The organism is Acetivibrio sp. MSJd-27, from assembly GCF_018918095.1.
Lineage (GTDB): Bacteria > Bacillota > Clostridia > UMGS1840 > HGM11507 > HGM11507.
Map to the genome: position 1 here is coordinate 85,361 of NZ_JAHLPV010000004.1, position 21,571 is coordinate 106,931.

Here is a 21,571-nt window from a genome sequence, read left to right on the forward strand (position 1 = left end):
GAGGGTGATGGTATTGAAAAAATGCAACAAGATAATATCTCTTTTCCTCTGCCTGCTTCTGGATCAGCAGGGATTTGACGCATTGAAGGCACAGACCGGCACAGGCAACTATGGAAAAATCTGGGCAGGCATCGAACAGGACGCGGATAGCTATGTGAACCAGACTCCGCCTGACTGGTCGGAGGAGATCAATCAGGGGGAAAACCTCTGGATCTCCGGTTGGGGAGAAAAGCTGTCCACTCTTTGCTTTGTCTATAAGCTCACCGGGGATGAGACAAAAAAGGCGGGCTATAAAGCTTCTGCTACCCGGTATGTGAATCGATTGATTTCCTACCCCGTCTGGGCAAGCCGGGGCGCAACCGCAAACAACGAGATGGCCGGGCAGGGCGCCTTTCTGGGGATTGCTCTGTACTATGACTGGCTTTACCACGATCTGACACAGGAGGAACGGGATGCGGCGGTCAACGCCCTCTCAGTCCGGGGAGAAGACATGATAAAGGGCGGCTGGTGGAAAACCTCCTGGCTGCAGAATCACATGATGTCCTGCTGGGGCTCTCTTTTCGTGGCTGCAACCGCCATCTATGACGTATATCCGGCCGCAGAGGGTTGGATGACCAAGATCTCCGACAACTTCCAGAAAACGCTGGAGCTGTTCCCCGCCGACGGCACTGGCTTTGAAGGGCATATGTACTGGAGTATCACCATGCGGTGGCAAACTATGGTGAGCAGGCTGTCGGATCAGTTCTTAAACACTCAGATGTTCCAACTTCCGGTTTTCCGGAACGCGGCGAAGTGGGGGTTCTACAACGCCATCCCCCGGGACGCATGGAGATACGACACCGACCAGTTTAACGGCGGCGACGCGCCGGTTTACAGCTATTATAGCATGGCAAATTTTATGGCTGCCATTGCAAGCAAGACCGGCGACCCGGTGATCCAGTGGTATGTCAACCAGTGTATTGACCGGCTTTACAACTGGCGGAACCAGATCAATGCGCCCCTTTCCTGGCAGCTAATGATCCATTATAATCCCGCCATTTCGGAGCAGGCGCCTTCGGCGGATAATATGCCGCTGGACAAAACCTTCTCCGATACCGGTTTTACCTATCTGCGCAGTGGATGGGATGGCAGCGAGGATGTTGTCGCCTTCCGCAGCGGAAGGGTGATGGGAAAAAAGGCGGCGGAGTATGTGCTGGCGGATCCTAATCAGTATGATCTGGGGGCGGGGCACCAGCATCCCGATATCAACAGCCCCGTTATCTTTGCTAATGGGGAATGGCTGTTCAAGGACGACGGCTATGTGACCGGAAGTACCGGGCAGCACAACACTCTGCTGGTGGGCGGTCAGGGCCAGCTTGGCGATCTGCCCTCCATGCAGGCGAGCTATGGCCTGAATCAGCTTGATATGAACAAGCTTTGGTATCAGGCGAATCCCAGAGTGGTGAAGATGGAGAGTTATCCCACATTCACCTATGTGGTGTCAGACGGCACTGGGAGTTATCATCCTCAGTCCGGTCTTGAAAAATTCTATCGCCATTTCGTCTATTTAAAAGAGCAGGATGCTCTGCTGGTGCTGGACGAGGTGGAAGCTCAGGAGGAGACGGATCTGACCTTTCGCTGGCGGCCGGAAGGGTCGGCCATCGCGGCTCAGGCGGACGGAAGCTATCTGTGCCGGAGCACAAACAGCAATCTGCGGATTCTCCCCTTCGCCGAGAGCGGGGCGGAGAGCGCAAGCGTCTCTCTGCCGGTCTATACCGGGAAAAATGTCACAGGCAGCGGCCAGTTTATCCAGGTGAAGAAAACTGCGGATAGTTGGACTCAAGCCACGGCGATCACCTGGGCGGCGGGCAGCACGACTCCCGCATCTGTGAAGCTGAACAAAACCCAGCAGGGAATCTATGAATTTGTCCTTGGAGACAAGGTGATCGCGGTTGACCCGGGTAGCCAGACAGTAAAGCCGGCGGATCCGGTGCAGGCGGCGTATCACTTTGACACAAAGACCATCCAGGTCAGCGGCATGGTTTCCGGCAGCACGGAAACGCCGGTGACGGCGGCAGTGGTTTCCGACAGCGGGGACACAGTGTGGAGCGGGCAAATTCCAGTTTCTGCAGACGGTTCCTATGAATCGGAGATTCCGCTTAGCGGCTTTGGGGTTTACAGCGTCAATGTCAGCCACACGTCCTATGGGAGAAGCATTTCCCTTGAGATTACGGCGGAGGAACCGGAACTGCCGGCGTTCACTGTCACGGTGTACGCGGCAGAGCAGATCCTCCGCCTGAAAGGCGAACTTGGCATCGCGCCGGAGAATCGGGTGATGACGGTGCGGCTGACTGCGCCGGATCAGAAGATCATCTATATGAACGAATTTTCCTGCAGGACGGATGGTAACTATTCCGTCAGCGCGGTGGTTGGCCCGCTGCAGGAGGGGAGTTACCGGGCGGAGGTTTACAGCGCTGCTTACGATAAGGTGCAAACCCAGTGGATCCCCGTCGCTCTCAATGGGCAGAGCGCAGCCAAAATCACCGCCGCCGCAGACGGCTATGAGGCGGTTGTCACCAACTGTACCGCCGAATCCAAAGAATTTGGTCTGATCCTCGCCGTCTACAATCAGACGGGGAATCAGCTTGTGGATATCCAAACGGTATACGAGGCGTTCTCCCCGGGAGAATGCAAAACTCTGCGGCTGACATGCGACCCCGGCCTTGAGGCGGATAAAACTGTGAAAGCCTTTGTGTGGGACGGCGATATACAGGCGGCCGCGCTGCAGCCATAAACAGGAAAATTTCCATTTTCCGATCTGCTGTGAATCAAGAATAAGAAAAAGACAAAAAGGGCACGTTTTGCAACGAGTCCTTTTTGTCTATAGTTTATTTTTACGATTCCTATTCACGAAATACTGGAATGGATGGGTGAAAAGAAAACGATTACGTTGCTGAATACGTACTGGACAAAACAAAGCAATGTGGAAATTGTCTGTAAGGTTAGAAAACAAAACTGGAAATAGCTGAGCGGACAGCAGTCGTTGCGGAAAGCAACACAGAAAAAAGCTGCGATGGCATCCCGCTTCTTTTGTTTCCCGGATCCGTTATTTTAATCAATTTGAATGAATAACAATGCAAAACATCTTGATTTTATGCAATACAAGTGGTATAATTACAGCAAAAAGGAAAATGCTTGCGTCTTTTTAAGCGAGGGAAGTGGTTTCTTATTTCATCGGATCGCTGTACGGCGCGGCACACCCCTTATTGAAAACAATTTATTAAAAATCGGAGGAATGAAAATGAAAAAGCTTATGGCATTGGGACTGGCTTTGACCATGGTTATCGCGGTCATGGCCGGATGCGGACAAAAAGACAAAGAGGTATTGACGATGGGGACCAACGCAGGGTTTCCGCCGTTTGAGTACAAAGAGGGAACAGAGATCGTCGGGATTGATGTCGAAATCGCAAAAGAAATTGCCAAAGAAATGGGCAAGGAATTGGAAATTTCCGATATGGAATTTGCATCCGTTGTCACTTCTGTTCAGTCCGGTAAAGTGGATCTGGGGATCGCAGGCATGACGATCAAACCTGACAGACTGGAACAGGTTGACTTTTCCGATACCTATTATAAGGCATCTCAGCTGGTGATTGTGAAAAAGGACAGCACAATTACTGCCGCAGATCTGAACGGCAAAAAAATTGGTGTTCAGGACGGAACAACCGGGGATGACTATGCATCCGAAACATATGGGTCTTCTAATGTGAGCAAATATCCCACCGGTATGGATGCTGTTATGGCACTGACATCTGACAAGATCGACGCGGTTATCATCGACAGCTATACCGCGAAAGCACTGGCGAAGAAAAACGCAGACATTAAAGTGCTTGATGAAGAGCTGACCAGCGAAGAGTATGCGATTGCTGTACAAAAAGGAAACACTGAGCTTCTGGAAACAGTCAACAAAGTGTTGAAGAGGCTTAAGGAAGATGGTTCTATCGACAAATTCACCGATCAGTTCGTAAAGGAATAAATCCGATTGGCTGGAAGGGGCGATGGCTGTTGCGTCGCCCCTTTTTGTTGAGTGCGGTTCCCCGGCGCCGGAAAAGGAGAATGGTTTATGTTTGACAAATTGATGGCGGATATCTACACCTGTTTTATCGACAAGGACAGATATCTTGAAATTATAAGAGGCCTTGGCAATACGCTGATCATCACGTTCTTTGCTCTTTTGATCGGCATAGTAATCGGTTTGATTGTGGCACTGTGTAAGGTTTCTGCTGAAAAGAACAAAAAATTAAAGTTTTTGGATGTCATCGCAAATGTTTATTTGACGGTCATCCGCGGGACCCCGGTGGTTTTGCAGCTGATGATCTGGTTTTATATTGTTCTGGCGTTTGCGAAAAATCCGATCCCCGTTGCAATTCTCGGCTTTGGAGTAAACAGCGGCGCCTATGTTGCCGAGATATTCCGTTCCGGCATTCAGGCGATCGATAACGGACAGATGGAAGCGGGACGCAGTTTGGGGTTGAGCTATTCCCAGACGATGCGCAAAATCATTTTGCCGCAGGCTTTTAAAAATGTTCTGCCTGCGCTGGGAAATGAATTTATCGCACTGCTGAAGGAAACCTCCGTAGTCGGCTACATTTCAGGCCATGATCTGACGCGCGGCGCTTATAATATCCGAAATGCGACATACAGCTCCTTCCTGCCTTTGGTTGGCGCGGCATTGATCTATCTGATTATTGTTATGATTCTGACATCCTTATTATCGCGTCTGGAAAGGAGGCTTCGTCAAGGTGATTACCGTTAAAAACCTGCACAAATATTTTGGCAATCTGGAGGTTCTGAAAGGGGTTGACATCCATATTGAACAGGGAGAGAAAATTGTTGTCATCGGACCTTCCGGTTCCGGAAAGAGCACCTTTTTAAGATGCCTGAACCTTTTGGAAACGCCGACAAAAGGACAAATTTTTATTGAGGGGGAGGAAATTACCGCCCCGAAATGCAACGTGGATCAGATTCGTCAAAAGATGGGCATGGTATTCCAGCACTTTAACCTGTTCCCGCATCTGACCGTGATGCAGAATCTGACGCTGGCTCCTATCATGCTGAAAAAAGCGGAGAAGGAGGAAGCGGAAAAATCAGCGCTTATCCTTCTGGAGCGGGTTGGACTAAAGGATAAAGCCAACGCTTATCCGGTACAGCTGTCAGGAGGGCAGAAGCAAAGGGTTGCGATTGCACGTTCTCTGGCAATGAATCCGGATATTATGCTGTTTGACGAACCTACCTCAGCGCTGGATCCCGAAATGGTAGGAGAGGTTCTGGAGGTTATGAAAAGTCTGGCTAATGAGGGGATGACCATGGTGGTTGTCACCCATGAGATGGGCTTTGCCCGTGAAGTGGGCAACCGCGTTCTGTTTATGGACGAGGGCGTTATCATGGAGCAGGGAACCCCGGATGAAATTTTCGGTTCTCCGAAGAATGACCGGACAAAATCTTTCCTGAATAAGGTGTTGTGAGAGAGGGCTGCCTGTATGGCGGCTCTTTTTTGATAACATAGGAAATTGCGCGGGATCGTGCGCAATTGCATGTTTCAAAAAACAGCGTGCGAAGCGCGGCTGCGTTTTTCGGAAAGAAAAACTTTTTTATTCTTTATGCAGCATTCGTTTTAATTTACTCGTTAAATTATGAAAAAGGCTGGAAAAACAATACTTAAAATGCTATACTGATAAAGAATATATTTTGCAGTTTTCACTGCAATAGATAGGGGAGATTAAAATTGAATCAGGAGCTTTTTCAAGCGTATTGGAGACAGTACAGTGACACGCTGAACAAGCAGGTTATGCCGTATTGGATAAAATACGCCCCGGATCCCAGCGGAGCCATTAATAATTGTATGGCAGAGGATGGGACCATTCTGTCCAAAGATCGGTATATCTGGTCACAGGGGCGGGCATTATGGACTTTTTCTGCCATGTATAACCGCATTGAAAAGAAACCGGAGTATCTGGAGATCGCGAACGGTCTGTTTCACTATCTCCTTCACACCGGGCGGGATGCAGACGGAAAATGGAACTATCGGTATGATGAGCATGGAACCCTTTTGGATAAGGACATCAGCATTTATGTAGACGGTTTCGTGCTGATTGGTATGACGGAATACTACCTGGCTACCAAGGATGAAAGAGCAAAACAAATTGCTGTGGAAACGTTTGAAAACACCTGGTACCGCCAACAGCACCTCGGAAGTTATCAGGTTGCACCCTATGTGATTCCCGAAGGGCTGAAAACCCATGGAGTCAACATGATTTTTTCCTTTTTTTATGACCAGCTTGGAAAGGCGATCGAAAGAGAGGATATCCGTGATGTAGGATATGAATTAGCGTTGGAGGTACTCAATAAATTTTATGTGAAAGAAAAGGATGCCATCCTCGAATTTGTCAAGGCAGAAGGCGGCTTCTCAGATACACCGGAAGGGCGGAGCTGCGTCCCCGGGCATGCCATCGAGTGCATGTGGTTTTTAATCAATATTTTTGAGGATCGCGGTGAGACCGACAAGATTCAGAAGTGCTGTCAAATTATAAAACGACATATTGAACTCGGCTGGGACGCCGAAAAAGGCGGAATGCGTTTGGCGTTGGATATCGACGGAAAAGAGCCCGTCTTCTGGGGCAAGCCAACCTACAAACCGTGGTGGGTGCAGGTTGAGACTCTGGTCGCTACTGCTTATGCATACAAGCACACAAAAGAGGACTGGTTTCTGAATATGCACCGAAAGGTAAATGAGTTTGCCTTTTCCCATTATCCCAACGGACATGGGGACTGGTATAACTGGCTGGACAAGGATGGCAACGTGGGGGAGAGCGCGGCGCTGCCGGTCAAGGATCCTTTTCATCTGCCGCGTGCTTTGATTTATCTTTGCGATTTGTTCCAAAATCAGCTGCCAAGCATTTCATATTCGTGACATATTGAAAACAGGAGGCTTTTATGAACAGGGATTACACAAAGCTGAAAGAAGATTTGATCTGCCTGGGCCTGCAGCCCGGTGATTCCGTGCTGATCCATTCCTCATTCAAGGCGATGGGGAAAATAGACGGGGGAATCCAGACGCTGCTGGACGCACTCCGCTCTGTTGTGAAGGACAGCGGAACACTGGTGTTTCCCACGCTGACCCATGCCGGCGTGACGCCTGAATCGCCTGTTTTCAGTCAGACAGAAACGCCCTCCTGTGTGGGAGCAGTCAGCGAATATGTAAGAACTTTGGGCGAGAGCCTGCGCAGCGTCCATCCTACCCATTCCTGCGCGGCTTTGGGAAAGTTAGCGGATACCTATACCCAAAGCCATCATCTGGACAATACACCAGTAGGAGAACATTCCCCCTTTTTTAAACTGAAGGAGAATGGCGGGAAAATTCTTATGCTGGGCTGCGGTTTGAAGCCAAACACCAGTATGCATGGGGTGGAGGAGGCTTTCCGCACGCCTTATGTACTGTCACCGGAACCCTTTCTCTATACCATCAAAACGCCGGAAGGGGAGTATCAAAAGCCTTATTACCGCCATTGGATTTCGCAAAACGGGTATGCACAGCGCTATGACAGGGTGATAACCGTCCTGAACCAGTTGTATATCATAGAAGGCTTGGTACACGGTGCAAAAAGCTATCTGATCGATTCGGCCGAGATGTGGAAGCAGGCATTGCAGGTTATGAAACGGGATCCACATTTCTTTGTAGATAAAATAGATGAATAAAATTTTTCACAGCAAAAATCAGAATACAAAAGACTGCGCATAGGTTGCGCTGAAAAATAAGGAGGATATCTTTATGATTACAGGTGTGGAGCACATCGGCATTTATGCCAAAGACAGCAAGGCTTTGAAGGAATGGTATGAAAACGTATTTGACTTCGAGCAGGTTTATGACAACAAGAAGGGAACTTATTTTTTAAAGCTTGCGGATAATACCATGCTGGAAATCTGCCAGCAGGTGGAAGAACCCGGAGAATTTACCCCTACCAAAGGCGGGCTTCGCCATATTGCTTTCTATGTGGATGATTTTGAGGAGATGGTTGACCGCATCAAAGCGGCAGGCGCGGAGGTTGTCACTGATGCAAAGGTTTCTGCTTCCGGGGTGAAAACCTTTTTCTTTAAGGATTTGGACGGCAACATCATGCATCTGATTAACCGTCAGACACCGTTGTTTTAATTGAAATTTTGCGGGATGGCAAGGGAAACTTGCCGTCCCTTTTTTGTTGCCTGATGGAGTGCAGGATTTGGCCTGTATTTCGGAAGGAACAAGCCTCTTCCCTACAAGGCTGAAAACTTCATTTTCCTTCTAAAATTTGCTCATAAGTGCAATTTAAAATTCTTTTGAGAGCAATGAGTTCTTTGGCGAAGACATTTCGGTTACCTGATTCAATTTTTGCATAAGTGCTTCTTGAAATATCCACTCCCTCCAATTGCAGTTTGGCCGCTATCTCATCTTGTTTCATGTTTTTCTTTTTCCTTAATGCTCGAATATTTTTGCCGATATCCTTATCTAATATAATCTTATTCACTGTGAGAATCTCCTTTCTTTTTGCTCCGATATAAGAACTTTTCATTGATTATAAATCCAAATTGTGGTATAATTGCTCCGATATAGGAGCGTTTTGAAAAAACAAAGAAAAGGAGATAAAAATGAAAAGCACGAGAGAAAAAGTAGCGATTGTCCCACATGGTATTATGGTGAAATTGGATGAAACAGAATTTCTAAATTTGAAGAAAAAGTTGATGCAGTTAATTGATAAAGGATACCGCTATTTTATTTGCAATTTATGTAGTTATACTGATTTAAGAATTCTTAATTTGCTGTTAGCTTGGAAGAAACCATGTCATTTATATATTGAATTAATCTACTGTTCTGATATTTTAGGAGTGGATGGTAGCTATCTTTCTATATTATTTTCTATGAGTTCCAAAGTAACCAACCTGGATGAGATATACCAAATGGAGGAAAAAAGCAAGTCGATGAAATATATTATTGAAAATGCGAAGCAATTTGTTATTTAGTTTGGACAACAAAGAATAAAAATACTCTGTTCTTTTTCTCAATTCACCTTGAAAAATTCGGGGAAAGCTGGTAAAATAAAAGAATCACAATAAATAAACTGGGGTAATATGTATGATTAAAAGTATGACCGGCTACGGCAGAAGCAAACAGCTTATTGACGGGTATGAGATCAGCGCAGAGGTCAAATCCGTAAACCACAGATATTTCGACTGCACGATCAAGCTGCCGAAGTATTACAGTTTTTTAGAGGATAAAATTCGGGAGACTGCCAAAAACTACATAACAAGAGGAAAAATAGAAATCTATCTGTATATCAAGAAAAAAGAAGAGGATGAAAAGGAGATCAGTGTCAACAAGGCGCTCTGTGACAACTATGTCAGCGTTCTCTCCAAGCTCCGGTCGGACTATGGCATTGCGGAGGAGATCTCCCTCTCTACCCTGACACGTTTTTCGGATATTTTCGAAATTGAGAACAAAGAGGTCGACGAGGGAAAGATAACCTCTCTCACCCTGACCGTTCTGGAAGCGGCGCTTGCCGACATTGTGGCGATGCGAAAACGGGAAGGGGAACGAATCAAGACGGATTTGGATGTGCGGCTTGCCCAGGTTGGAAAGCTGGCGGACGCTGTGGAAGAACGGTTTCCGCAGATTGTCCGGGATTATGAAAACCGTCTGGTTGAAAAGCTGAAGTCCATTTTAAACAATGTGGATGAACAGCGGATTATCACCGAAGCCGCCATTTTCGCGGATAAGATTACGACTAGCGAGGAGACGGTGCGCTTGAAAAGCCATATCAAGGAATTCGGCGCCCTGCTCACCAAAGACGGCGCGGTCGGGAAGAAGCTGGATTTCATCGTCCAGGAAATGAATCGGGAATCCAACACCATCGGTTCCAAGGCGAACGATCTGGAGACCTCGAAAATGGTGGTTGAGCTGAAATCTGAGGTGGAGAATATCCGCGAACAGGTTCAGAATATAGAATAGGGGTGACGAAATGAAGCTGATCAATATTGGATATGGAAATGTGGTTTTAGCAAACCGTATCGTGGCAATTGTGAGTCCGGAATCGGCACCCATCAAACGTATCATTCAGGATGCCAGAGACAAGGGATCCCTGATTGATGCTACCTACGGCAGAAGGACGCGGGCGGTGATCATCACCGACAGCGATCATATCATTTTGTCATCGGCACAGCCGGAAACGGTGGCGAACCGTCTGGATGACTACAATACGGAGGATGAAGTGGATGGTTAAGGGGAAAATGTTTGTGATATCCGGTCCGTCCGGAGTGGGAAAGAGCACCATTGTCAGTGAGGTGCTGCGGAAGAAAGAGGACATCTTTCTCTCTGTCTCCGCGACAACCCGTGCAAAGCGGAACGGGGAAGAGGAAGGGATCAATTACTATTATAAAACGGAAGCGGAATTCTTGAAAATGTTGGAGGAAGGCGAATTTCTGGAATGGGCCCAGTTCTGTAACAACTATTACGGAACACCGAAAACCCCTGTCCAGAAGATGCTGGACGAGGGCAAGGACGTTATTCTGGAGATTGAAATTCAGGGAGCGATGGAAGTGAAGAAAAATTTTCCGGAAAGTATTTTTATCTTTGTCGTCCCTCCCACGCTGGATGAGCTGGTGTCCAGGATCCGCAAGCGGGGTACGGAGACGGAGGAAGTCATCGCACTGCGGATGGAGACCGCGAAAAAAGAAATTCAATATGCCCAAGAATATGATTATATACTCACCAACCATTCGGTGGACGATACCGCCAACAATATCCTGTGTATTGTTGCGGCGGAACGCTTCCGGATGGAGCGCTGTATCGATGAATTGGAGGTGCTGAAATAATGCTGTATCCGGTGTATGGAGATTTGATTGACAAGACAGGTTCCAGATACGGACTTGTGATTGCTGTTACCAAGCGTGCCAGAGAATTGATGGAGGGTTCGCAGCCTCTCGTCAGAACAGACAGTGACAAAGTCATAACCGTTGCCACGGAAGAGCTTGCGCAGAACAAACTGCAGGTTAAGATGTAAGGCGGAGAGGGGGCATTCTGAAAGAATGTCCCCTTTTTGAACGATAAGCAATAGTTAACCATGGAAAGGAGGGGACAAAGAATGTATGCCCAGGTTGCACTGAATAATCCATCCTACAGCGTAGACCGCCTGTTCACCTATCAGGTGCCGGAAGCTATGGAACGGAATATAATGCCGGGGAAAAGAGTATTTGTCCCCTTTGGGGCGAATAATAAAAAATATGAGGCGGTTGTGGTAAGTCTCACGGAGGATGCGGTCGGGGTCAAGCGTGTGAAGAAGGTGCTCGAGCTCATCGACCGGGAGCCGGTTGTCTCCGAAGAGGGATTTCTGATTGCGCACTTTATGAAGGAGCGGTATCTTTGCACCTATTATGAGGCGTTGAAGCTGACCATGCCGCCGGGCTTAAAAGCGCTCTTGAAAGAGAAAGTATCCTATAAAGGGAAAGAGGAGCCCAGGGAAGAGGAGGAACTTCTCTTCTTGCTGTACCAGAACAGGGATGGGATTTATCTTGTGGATTTGGAGGAACGGTTCCCCGATGCGCGCCGCCAGGTGGAACAGTATCAGAGGCAAGGAATTGCGGAGGTGGCACTGGAATACAAAAACAGTCTGAAGGATAAGTTTGTGAGCCTGGTAAGCCTGTCGGCTGAACCGGAGGAGGCACAAGTCTTTATAGAACAAAACCGTACAAAAAAACGGGCGCAGTGCCGTGTTCTGAAAATTTTGATGGACAACAGGGAGCTGGAGATGAATGATCTGCTTCTGTTTGCGGGATGCACCAGAAAGACGATAACGCTTCTGGAACAGCAGGGGTATGTCACGGCGGAAAGGGTGGAGGTACTGCGAAACCCATACGCCCATATGGCAGGAAAGTCGTCGGAGAAAAGAAATCCTACGCCGGAGCAGGCAGAATGCATTGAGGAGATCAACCGGAGCGCCGAATTGCGGGATTCTAAGGTGTTTCTGCTGCATGGCGTGACCGGAAGCGGAAAGACGGAGGTTTATCTTCAGACAATAGAAAATGTCATTTCCTGTGGCAGGCAGGCGATTATGCTGGTACCGGAGATCGCACTGACCCCTCAGATGGTCGACCAGTTTTACCGCCGGTTCGGCGATCGGGTTGCGGTGCTCCACAGCGGTCTTACGCTGAACGAACGGTATGATCAATGGAAACGGATCAAAAACGGAGAGATTGATACGGTGGTGGGAGCGCGCTCAGCGGTTTTTGCCCCTCTGACCAACATTGGCCTGATCATTGTGGACGAGGAGCACGAGCTGTCCTATAAGTCGGAAGGATATCCGCGCTATGACGGAATCGAGATCGCCCGCTACCGCGCGAAGCTGCATGGCGCCAGTTTGATCCTGGCCTCTGCAACACCAAGCATTGTAAGCTATTACCATGCTCTCCAGGGTGATTACCGGCTGTTGTGCATGCATAACCGAACCAATGACAGCCCCCTTCCCTCCGTCTCCGTGGTGGACCTAAAACAGGAACTGAAAAACGGGAATTTTTCTCCCCTCAGTCTGGAACTGCAGGAGGAACTGCGAAAGAATCTGGAACGGAAGGAGCAGACCATCCTGTTTTTGAACCGGAGAGGATACTCCACCTTCGTCAGCTGCCGGATGTGCGGATACGTGGCGAAATGCCCCCACTGTGACATCAGCCTGACGTATCACAGCAGTGTGGATAAGCTAGTTTGCCACTACTGTGACTATAGCATTCCAAATCACTTGTCCTGTCCCGAATGCGGCAGTAAATATATCAAACGATTCGGAACCGGGACGCAGAAAATCGAGGAGGAAGTGCATCGTCTGTTTCCGCAGGCAACTACGATCCGTATGGATGTGGACACGACGCGAAAAAAGTTTGCTCATGAAAAAATTTTGAATACCTTTCGGGATGAGGGGATTGACATTCTCATCGGCACCCAGATGGTGTCGAAAGGGCTGGATTTTCCAAAAGTGACGCTGGCCGCTGTGCTGGCCGCGGATTCCGCCATGTATATTGACGATTACCGCAGCTATGAGCGGGCCTTTTCCCAAATTGCCCAGGTCTGCGGCCGGGCGGGCAGGGATGAACTTGCCGGGCGGGCGGTGGTGCAGACCTATAATCCGGAAAACTATGTGATACAAAATGCTAGGGAGCATGACTTTGTAAGCTTTTATGAGAGTGAAATAATTTTCAGAAAAGAGATGATTTATCCGCCATTTTGTGATATAATCAATATCGTCTCCCAAAGCGGAGAGGACAGTTTGGCGAAGGAGAGCATAAAAAGCGCTTACCGGATCCTCCGGGAAGAAATCCTGGCAGACGGGAAAAAGGGCGAGATTTTGAAAGTTCTTCCGCCCGGACCTGCTCCTCTGCGGAAAATAAAGGATAAGTTTCGGTACCGGATTCTTCTTAAGTGCAGAAATTCTTTTCATTTAAAGAAGGTATTCAACCGGGTGTTTGAGAGGCATTACGACCGGTTTAAAAACAAAAAAGTTTCGTTGACGATAGATGTAAATCCCACGAATATGCTTTAGGAGGTATGAAAATGGCGTTGCGGAAAATTGTGTTGGAGGGCGATGAGGTTCTCACTCGGAAATCCAGAGAGGTGGAGAAGTTTGACAAACGTCTTCACGATTTAATCGACGATATGAAGGAAACCATGTATCAGGCAAATGGCGTGGGGCTTGCCGCACCTCAGGTGGGCATTCTGAAACGGGTGGTCACCATCGATATTGGAGACGGGTGTCTGGAACTGGTAAACCCTGAGATTATCGGTGCGAAGGGAGAGAGTGAGGATGTGGAGGGATGTCTGAGCGTTCCCGGCGTGTACGGCGTCACGGTACGGCCCAAGGAGGTATTGGTGATTGCGCAGGACAGAGACGGCAAGGAAATTCATATTACAGCAACCGATCTGCTGGCCCGGGCGCTTTGCCATGAGATTGATCATCTGGAGGGAATCCTCTTCCGGCAGCATGTCAAAGAATATGTGGAAACCGAAGAATAACGGAAAGAGGGGACAGCATGAGAATCTTGTTTATGGGAACGCCGGAATTTTCGGTGGATTGTCTGAAAATGCTTGTGGAGGAAGGGCATGAGGTGGCTATGGCCGTTACGCAGCCGGATAAACCCAGAGGCCGCGGGCACAAACTTCAGGCGCCGCCGGTGAAAGAATTTGCGCTTTCCCGCAATATTCCGGTGGGACAGCCGCAGACTTTAAAAAACGAGGCATTTCTGGAAACGCTCCGCGAAGTGGATCCGGAATTGATTGTAGTGGTGGCCTATGGGAAAATACTCCCGTCCTATGTTCTTCATTATCCGAAATATGGATGCATCAATGTACATGCGTCCCTGCTTCCCAAGCTAAGGGGAGCGGCTCCGATTCAGTGGAGCATTATAAATGGAGAAAAGGAAACCGGCATCACCACGATGCAGATGGACGGTGGGATAGACACGGGAGATATGCTTTTGAAATTTCCAATCCCGATCGAACCCGATGAAACTTACGGGACACTCCATGACAAACTGAAGGAGTTGGGCGCCTGCGCGTTACGGCATACCATTGAGAAATTAGAGAAAGGGCAGCTGCAGCCGGAAAAACAGGATGACAGCCTTTCCAGCTATGCGCCCATGATTTCGAAACAGGACGGACGAATCGACTGGTCCACGGAATATCGGCAATTGTATGACAGGATACGGGGGCTGAGCCCTTTTCCGTCCGCTTATTCCTATCTCGGCGGGAAGATGGTAAAATTCAGCGCCGTAAGGCTTGGAGAACCCTGTGAAGGAAAACAAGCAGGAGAAGTTCTTTCCTATGATACGGAAAAGGGATTGGCAATTGCCGCCAAAGGTGGTATTCTCTATGCCGGGGAATTACAGTTTGAAAAAGCCAAACGGATGCCGGTAAAAGACTGTTTGAACGGACACAAAATCGCACTGGGCGATCGGTTTGAATAAATTGTGTAAAATAGGAGGAAAAAGATATGCCATATTTTTATCCGACTGATATTTATTACTTGATTTTAGTGGTACCCGCGTTGCTGGTTGCGCTGTTTGCGGACATCAAAGTAAAATCAGCCTTTTCCAAATATTCTAAAATCCCGGCGAAAGCCGGATATACCGCCCGGGAGGTGGCGCGGTTTATATTGGACAGCAACGGTCTGCAGGATGTGCAGATTGAACGGATCGGCGGTAATCTGACGGATCACTATGATCCGAGAAGCAACACGGTTCGGTTGTCTGATAATGTGTATGCAAGTACCTCGGTGGCCACCCTCGGGATTGCCGCGCATGAGGTAGGGCATGCGATTCAGCACAGTAAGAATTATACGCCGATTAAGGTTCGCAACGCCTTGGTGCCGGTCACACAGATCGCTTCTTATGCGGCGATTCCTTTGGCGCTGATCGGCTTGATTTTCGGGAATATTCTTCTGAAAGTGGGGATTATTCTCTTCGCGGTCACCGTCCTGTTCCAGCTGGTGACTTTGCCGGTAGAGTTCAACGCTTCCTCCAGAGCGATGGAAACCCTAAAGTCCAATGGATTTATGGAAAATGATGATCTGGCCGGAACCAAGAAAGTATTGAGTGCCGCGGCATTTACCTATGTTGCGGCCGCGCTGGTGGCATTGATGAACCTGCTTCGCTTGATTTTGCTTGCAAGGGATCGGAGGGACTAGAACGTGAAGGAAGAGATTGTCCCAATCTGGGAGAATGAAGGGCCCGATATCTGCCGCTTCTGTGCTTTTGCAAGGCGCCGGGAAGAAGAAACGGTTTATTGCGAGAAAAAGAAAAAGGAATTCGCCGAGGACGAAACCTGCAAAAAATTTCAGTATGACATTCTGAAAAAGGATATGCGGCGGATGAAAAAGCCGGAGAAAAAGAGAGTGACATTTGAGCTGTAGAAAAGGAAGCGTATCGTTTCGGTTTTTTGAAAAATTGCCGGGAAATTTTCAACGATTTCCCGGCAATTTTTATGTGTATGGACTGTTTCCGCTTTCATGCTTCGAACTTAAGAATGCATACGGTGCTGGAGAGGACTTTTTCCATAGGTGCGTTTAAATAGCTTGCTGAAGTAAGAAACATCATGGAATCCCAGCTGCTGTGCGATTTCGTTGATTGGAATGGAGGAATGATCCAGCAGCTCGACGGCTCTGTCCATCCGTAGCTTATTAATATATTTGATGGGCGTGGTTGAATAGATGGATTTAAAAAGCCGGATGAAATGGGTAGGAGTGATGTCTGACATTTTTGCCAGATCATTCAGGTCAATAAAATCCTTGTAATAATTTTCCTCAATATAGTGAACCGCATTTTTGATGGTGTTATACCCGTGAAGGATGTCATTGATCATCAAATGCTCTGCTAATAGATTGCGGAAGATATCATAAAGCGTCATCTTGGTGCGGAGGCGGTAGCCAAAGGTTTTGGATATCCAACCCTTTTCCAGGCTTTCAAAAAGCTTGGAAAACTTTTCAGGAAACTGAAGATTATAAAGGGATTTAAAGGGATAGTCGTTCGGTCCATCATTTCCCAGTGAAAACATTGCGCCAATATAGTAAAATTCAGAGGAGAGACTTTCCGACTGATAACTAACTTCGTTGGGAACATAGAGAATTTGATTCTTTTTCACAGTGATAGGAGCGCCGTCAATATAAGCAATGAATTCTCCCTCAAATACAAAGAAAAGCCGGTGAAAGGGGTTAACCTTAGGGGTATGCTTCCAGCTGTTTGTCAGATGTTGATTAAATACAGCATCGATATATGTAATATTTAAATCTGATTCGGCATATCTCAACATATTCTCATTGTTGGTTTTCATAATATTGTGCTCCTTTCCCAAAAATACACCTTTATCATAGCAGATAATGATATTGTTGTCAAATAGGAAATGAAAAGGAAAATGTTTAAAAAATACAAAAAATACATAGAAAATCTATTTATTTATATAAGGAAAGATATTATAATAAAAATAGAACAGAAAAAGGAGAGGTGGAAGGTATGCCGGAAAGATGGAGCAAGACATTTGCTGTGGTTTTGACAGCAGTATGTTTTTTAAATTTACCACCATACAATGCGGCAGCTGCGCAGAAGGAATATCTTATCAATGAAACTTTTGCAGAGGAAGCTGGTCAAAAACCCTCAGGATGGATCCTCAAGGAGAGCGGCGGGGCGATATCCATTGGCTCGGCAGCCGGTACAACACAGGACAGCAATGCTTTGAATCTATCGGACACCGACAAAAACGGTTCTTCCGGAGTTGCGGCGATGCTTCGGTTTTCTCCTCAAAAGAGGACAACCGCATTTGAAACCCGATTTAAATTTGATAAACAGATGGGAGATCTGTCCTTTGTCATAGGAGGCGGTTCTGCAGAAGCTATACGGATTACCGCCGGAATGGACGGTATTTTTACCAGCACTGCGGGAAACGGAACCCGGCAGTATACCAAGTCCACCGCCAAGCTGAACAACTGGAACAGCATCCGCATTGTCATCAATCCGAACAAAGGGACTGCGGATGTGCGCATCAATCAGGAACTGGTTACCGGACTTTCCACAAAAGAAGATTGTTCTTCAAGCGGCCTTGACTATCTGCTGTTTAAGACGGAAAAAGGGACGCCGAATATATTTGTCGATTTTGTTACCGTGGAGACAGGAGACAATCTGAATGCACAGATACAGCCAATCCAGGCTCCAATTGTGGAGGATCCAAAGCCCAGACCGGTACCGGATAGGATCAATGTCAATTACAATGGCGAGTATATTTATTTTGACTATCCTCCTATTATGATAAACGATCGGGTAATGCTTCCCCTTCGGAAAATTTTTGAACTTTTCACCATGCAAGTGGATTGGAACCAGGAAACCAGAACTGCGATTATCAGCAATGAAAGCTGCAGGATAGAAGTCACGGAAAACAGTGCGACCGCGAAAGTCAACGGCAGCGAAAAAAATTTGGATGCCCCAGCGCCTGTGATAAACGGCAGGATGTATGTGCCGGTACGGTTTATTGCGGAGAGTATCGGTGCGCAGGTCGACTGGGATAATGAAAACCAGACTGTCATTATCAGGCGATAGGAGGAGAGGAAGAATGAAGAAAATAATATCTGTTTTTTTGACCGCTGCCTTGATTTTCAGCACGGTCCCGGTGTCCTCCATCGCCGCCGGCGAGCTCAAGTGGGAAGACAGGGAGAGCACCTTCAAGGCTACCGGGCAGGAGTGGCAGTTCCGTCCGCCGGTTCAGTATGTAAGCGAGCAGAACCCTCCGGATTTTTCCTGGCCCAAAGTCAACGGAGCTTCCGGTTATGAGTTGGTTGTCTGCCGGGATGAACAGATGACCGATATCGCCTATGAAAATCGGAATCTGGACAGACATTACTACAATTTTTTGGTTGCTTTTGAGCCGGGCGTTTATTACTGGAGTGTCCGGTATAAAATGGACGGAAAATTTTCCGAATGGACAAAGTCCAGCCGTTTCATCATTACGCCGGATGCTCCGGCGTTCACGGTAGACGATATCGACACAATGCTTGAAAAGCTTCCAAAATCCCATCCTCGCATTGTCCTCAATCAGGATAATCTGCCGGCATTCCGGGAGATGGTAAAGGGCGACGGCAAGGATATGTATGATGCATACCGCGTGCAGGTGGATAACGATTTAAAAAGTTCTATCCCGGAGGAGCCCACAGATGTGGCTTCTCTGAGAAGCGTTTGTATGGGATATATGTATCTGATACAGCGTCTCGGTATTGTTTGGCTGGCAGAGCAGGATCTAGAAGTTGGAAAGTTTGGTGTGGAAGCGCTGATGAAGCTGACGGAATGGGATCCGAACGGGGTTGCTTCCTATGCGAATCAGGATCAGGCCTTCCGTGATATCATCAAAGGGCTGACCTTTGGATACGACTTTTTATATGATCTGATGACAGCGGACCAGCGGAAAAAGGTGCTGGACGCATTGCAGACAAGGATTATTACGCTGGAGCATCCTACCGACGGTCTGGTGGGAGATGCTGCTTACCGACTGGAAGAAAGCCCGTTCATGTCCCATGGATTCACGGCAATCCATTACCTGATTGAAGCGGGCTTTGCAGCTTACGGCGATCTGCCGGAGGCCGAGGCTTATCTGCGCAAATATCTTCCGATGTACATAAATATTCTTCCCCCTTGGGGAAATGAGGACGGCGGATGGTCGCAAGGAGTAGGCTATGCGGGGGTTTCCCTGTTTGAGGAATCCAACATTGTTTATACTCTGTATACAAATGGCATGACCAATATGTATAACAAGGCGTTTCTAAGAAATATGTACCGCTATCCGCTTTATAATCTAGGGCTTTCCACCGGAGCGCTGTGGGGCGACGGCTCCACCGGGAAGACGGACGGTAACTGGAGCATTGTTTTAAATATGATTGCCCAGAGCGAGCAGTCAGGATATATGAAATGGCTGATGGAGAAATTCGGAAGTTCTCTGATGCTCTACTTTTCAAATCTTTATTTGAATATGTTCCAGGCTCCGGAGAGCAAAGCGCCGGTGGATCTTCCCCGCTCCGCTTACTTTAAGGATATCGGCTGGGTATCTATGCATTCGGACCTGACTGATATCAACGGAAGAACCTCTCTGTACTTTAAATCCAGTCCGTATGGATCCCACAACCACTCCCACAATGATCAAAACGGGTTTACGGTGAGTGCTTACGGGGAATCCCTGGCGATCAATTCCGGATACTATGATGCCATGTGGTCTGATTATTACAATAATTATTATAAAAAAACCTATGCCCACAACTGTATTACAATGGACGGCGGTGTGGGGCAAGCACCCAACGCCAAAGGTGCCAACGGGGACATCGTCAATTATCTGACCCACCCGAATTTTGATTTGGCAAGCGGAGATGCAACTGCGGCTTACAACTTGAAAACGGATATGACAACAGGAGTTGTATCGGAGGATGTCAAGGCGGACAAAATGAAACGGCATATCATCTATGTCCGGCCCGATTCTTTTATCGTTATCGACGACTTAAAGCGAAACAATGGGGAGAAATCCTCCTTTGAATGGTGGCTGAACGCGTCGGATAATATCAGCTTGTATGAGAGCAAAACCGGAGCAAGAATTACAAAGGGCAGGGCGGCTCTTGATGTAAAAGTTCAATATCCGCAGGATATCAAGGCTAGCTATGCAGATATTTTTTCCGGTCCTGATTTGGTCGCTTTCGCACCCAGCGGCTCCTATTTGAATGAAAAGGTGCATAAAAAGGTATGGTTTTCCACGCAGCCGGCAGAGCAGACGAAGATTGTTACCACAATGTCAACCCATAAAACAGATGAGGAAGCTCCTTATGTGAAGTCCGCCATGGAAGGCAATGTAAATAAGCTGGAGTTTGAAGATGGTACGGTTGCTTATGTGAGAACAGACGAAGCCGGAAAAATAGAGATAGAGGGTATTGAGAGTGACGGTCTTGCCGTGGTCAGGAAAAAGGACAGCTATATGGTTGTGGACGCAACGGTTTTTCAGGTCGACGGAAAAGAGATTCTGCGTTCGGATAAACCGGTCTCCATTACATGGGGTGACAATGAATTGGGTGTATCCGCCTATGAGGACGCACAGATTGAATTGTCTATCGGGCAGGTTGATTCCATAAAGAACGAGAAGACAACGGTGATTGAAAGAAATAACGGGGCTTACGGCTTTTCCTGGGACAATACCGAAAATGGAATTACAGCAAATGTATATAAAGGCTTTTACTCCTTCTATCTGAATGGAAAACCGCTTCCTGGAACGGAAGCCAATGACGTCATGCTTTCGTATGAGATGGACGGAGTTTCCAAAGAGATTACCATGAAGGGCTACTACAATCACGACGGAGAAACCGTTTTGAGCGGAAGTCTCGGCAATGAGGCGGGTTTCTATACCGTGGAAGAAATACGGGATGTCAATCTGAGAAGCGGCGCCAAAGCAGGCGAGCTTTTAATGCTTTCCAATGATGAAACCGTCTATGCGGAGGGAGCCCAACCTTATCTGAAACTGAAATCCGCAGCGGGGGGCGAAAAGCTGGAAGTCGAAAAAATTGACAATCCGGAAGAATTCCGGAAAAAGTGCTCTGTGATTGTGGAAGCGGAAAACTTTTATGAAAAATCGGGCGGCGGTGTTCCCTATACTACCAGGAGCTTTCTTTCCGGCGGTGCGGGGCTTACCGAGTTTAATACCTTCGGTGATTCCATGAGCTGGAAAATAAAAGTTCCAAAGACCGGAGATTATGATTTGGTTATGAAGTATGTTGGATGGGATGGCGCAGACGGAGCAATCCAGAGGCTGTTCCAGATAAACGGTGTTGTGGGCACGGCGTATCTGCCGGCGACAAACAACTATGGGCAGAGTGAATCAGAGTGGATCGCAAGCCGGGTGAAAGCAAAAATTCACCTAGAAGAGGGCGAGAACATCCTTACGCTTTATCCGCAGATGGGCAGCTGGAACTTTGATTGGATTGGGCTGGTTCCCTCCAATGAGTAAGGAGGATGATTCGAA

Annotated in this window: 21 protein-coding genes; 19 read left to right on the plus strand and 2 right to left on the minus strand. The window is 47.7% G+C overall.

All coding sequences use genetic code 11. The features are described from left to right. Positions 1-7: 7 nt before the first annotated feature. The 7 genes from KQI32_RS02610 (at position 8) to KQI32_RS02640 (ending at position 8,185) form a co-directional block, all read left to right on the plus strand. Entirely contained in the window at positions 8-2,773 is a 2,766-nt protein-coding gene (locus tag KQI32_RS02610) for a DUF4962 domain-containing protein (protein WP_253290998.1), read from the plus strand. 507 nt (positions 2,774-3,280) lie between these two features. Next, entirely contained in the window at positions 3,281-4,012 is a 732-nt protein-coding gene (locus KQI32_RS02615) for a basic amino acid ABC transporter substrate-binding protein (RefSeq protein WP_308167031.1), read from the plus strand. Between the two features lie 87 nt (positions 4,013-4,099). Continuing rightward, positions 4,100-4,792: an amino acid ABC transporter permease gene (locus tag KQI32_RS02620; RefSeq protein WP_216423842.1), complete on the plus strand. Its 693-nt coding sequence runs from the start codon at positions 4,100-4,102 to the stop codon at positions 4,790-4,792. Further along, on the plus strand, positions 4,779-5,501 hold the full coding sequence (locus tag KQI32_RS02625; protein WP_216423844.1) for an amino acid ABC transporter ATP-binding protein: 723 nt from the start codon (positions 4,779-4,781) through the stop codon (positions 5,499-5,501). Before KQI32_RS02620 ends, KQI32_RS02625 begins: the two co-directional genes overlap by 14 nt. Before the next feature lie 260 nt (positions 5,502-5,761). After that, complete coding sequence (locus KQI32_RS02630; protein WP_216423846.1) at positions 5,762-6,946, plus strand: AGE family epimerase/isomerase; 1,185 nt, start codon at positions 5,762-5,764, stop codon at positions 6,944-6,946. 23 nt (positions 6,947-6,969) lie between these two features. After that, positions 6,970-7,731 (plus strand): AAC(3) family N-acetyltransferase, encoded by a 762-nt coding sequence (locus tag KQI32_RS02635; RefSeq protein WP_216423848.1) that lies wholly within the window; start codon positions 6,970-6,972, stop codon positions 7,729-7,731. 73 nt (positions 7,732-7,804) lie between these two features. Further along, the gene (locus KQI32_RS02640; RefSeq protein WP_177691773.1) at positions 7,805-8,185 is read left to right on the plus strand and encodes a VOC family protein; all 381 of its coding nucleotides are present in this window, start codon (positions 7,805-7,807) and stop codon (positions 8,183-8,185) included. 118 nt (positions 8,186-8,303) lie between these two features. Here the strand turns inward: KQI32_RS02640 and KQI32_RS13510 are convergent, their stop codons facing one another. Further along, entirely contained in the window at positions 8,304-8,537 is a 234-nt protein-coding gene (locus KQI32_RS13510) for a helix-turn-helix domain-containing protein (RefSeq protein ID WP_177691772.1), read from the minus strand. Between the two features lie 121 nt (positions 8,538-8,658). On the opposite strand from KQI32_RS13510, the gene KQI32_RS02650 reads away from it, so the two are divergent. From KQI32_RS02650 to KQI32_RS02695, 10 genes are all read left to right on the plus strand, one after another. Further along, positions 8,659-9,030 carry a hypothetical protein gene (locus KQI32_RS02650; RefSeq protein WP_216423850.1) on the plus strand — a complete coding sequence of 124 codons (372 nt, stop codon included), beginning with the start codon at positions 8,659-8,661 and terminating at the stop codon, positions 9,028-9,030. Between the two features lie 112 nt (positions 9,031-9,142). Continuing rightward, the gene (locus KQI32_RS02655) at positions 9,143-10,015 is read left to right on the plus strand and encodes a YicC/YloC family endoribonuclease (protein ID WP_216423851.1); all 873 of its coding nucleotides are present in this window, start codon (positions 9,143-9,145) and stop codon (positions 10,013-10,015) included. A 10-nt stretch (positions 10,016-10,025) separates the two neighbouring features. Next, a complete protein-coding gene (gene remA / locus KQI32_RS02660; protein WP_177691769.1) occupies positions 10,026-10,286 on the plus strand; it encodes an extracellular matrix/biofilm regulator RemA in 261 nt (86 codons plus the stop codon). Then, on the plus strand, positions 10,279-10,878 hold the full coding sequence (gene gmk / locus KQI32_RS02665) for a guanylate kinase (RefSeq protein WP_177691768.1): 600 nt from the start codon (positions 10,279-10,281) through the stop codon (positions 10,876-10,878). The genes remA and gmk overlap by 8 nt, the downstream gene beginning before the upstream one ends. Then, entirely contained in the window at positions 10,878-11,066 is a 189-nt protein-coding gene (gene rpoZ, locus KQI32_RS02670) for a DNA-directed RNA polymerase subunit omega (RefSeq protein WP_177691767.1), read from the plus strand. The genes gmk and rpoZ overlap by 1 nt, the downstream gene beginning before the upstream one ends. Positions 11,067-11,147: 81 nt before the next feature. Then, on the plus strand, positions 11,148-13,589 hold the full coding sequence (gene priA / locus KQI32_RS02675; RefSeq protein WP_216423853.1) for a primosomal protein N': 2,442 nt from the start codon (positions 11,148-11,150) through the stop codon (positions 13,587-13,589). Between the two features lie 11 nt (positions 13,590-13,600). Next, a complete protein-coding gene (def, locus tag KQI32_RS02680) occupies positions 13,601-14,059 on the plus strand; it encodes a peptide deformylase (protein ID WP_177691998.1) in 459 nt (152 codons plus the stop codon). Positions 14,060-14,076: 17 nt separating this feature from the next. Further along, positions 14,077-15,009, plus strand: a complete 933-nt coding sequence (gene fmt, locus KQI32_RS02685) for a methionyl-tRNA formyltransferase (protein ID WP_177691997.1) — start codon at positions 14,077-14,079, stop codon at positions 15,007-15,009. A 26-nt stretch (positions 15,010-15,035) separates the two neighbouring features. Continuing rightward, a complete protein-coding gene (locus KQI32_RS02690) occupies positions 15,036-15,728 on the plus strand; it encodes a zinc metallopeptidase (protein WP_216423854.1) in 693 nt (230 codons plus the stop codon). A 3-nt stretch (positions 15,729-15,731) separates the two neighbouring features. After that, on the plus strand, positions 15,732-15,953 hold the full coding sequence (locus KQI32_RS02695; protein WP_177691995.1) for a hypothetical protein: 222 nt from the start codon (positions 15,732-15,734) through the stop codon (positions 15,951-15,953). 107 nt (positions 15,954-16,060) lie between these two features. Here KQI32_RS02695 and KQI32_RS02700 read toward each other — a convergent pair whose 3' ends face one another. Next, positions 16,061-16,870 carry a helix-turn-helix transcriptional regulator gene (locus tag KQI32_RS02700; protein WP_177691994.1) on the minus strand — a complete coding sequence of 270 codons (810 nt, stop codon included), beginning with the start codon at positions 16,868-16,870 and terminating at the stop codon, positions 16,061-16,063. Between the two features lie 179 nt (positions 16,871-17,049). Here KQI32_RS02700 and KQI32_RS02705 point away from each other — a divergent pair, with 179 nt between their 5' ends. Further along, positions 17,050-18,126 carry a copper amine oxidase N-terminal domain-containing protein gene (locus tag KQI32_RS02705; RefSeq protein WP_216423859.1) on the plus strand — a complete coding sequence of 359 codons (1,077 nt, stop codon included), beginning with the start codon at positions 17,050-17,052 and terminating at the stop codon, positions 18,124-18,126. Positions 18,127-18,139: 13 nt separating this feature from the next. After that, the gene (locus KQI32_RS02710; RefSeq protein WP_216423861.1) at positions 18,140-21,556 is read left to right on the plus strand and encodes a DUF4962 domain-containing protein; all 3,417 of its coding nucleotides are present in this window, start codon (positions 18,140-18,142) and stop codon (positions 21,554-21,556) included. The last annotated feature ends 15 nt before the right edge of the window (positions 21,557-21,571 follow it).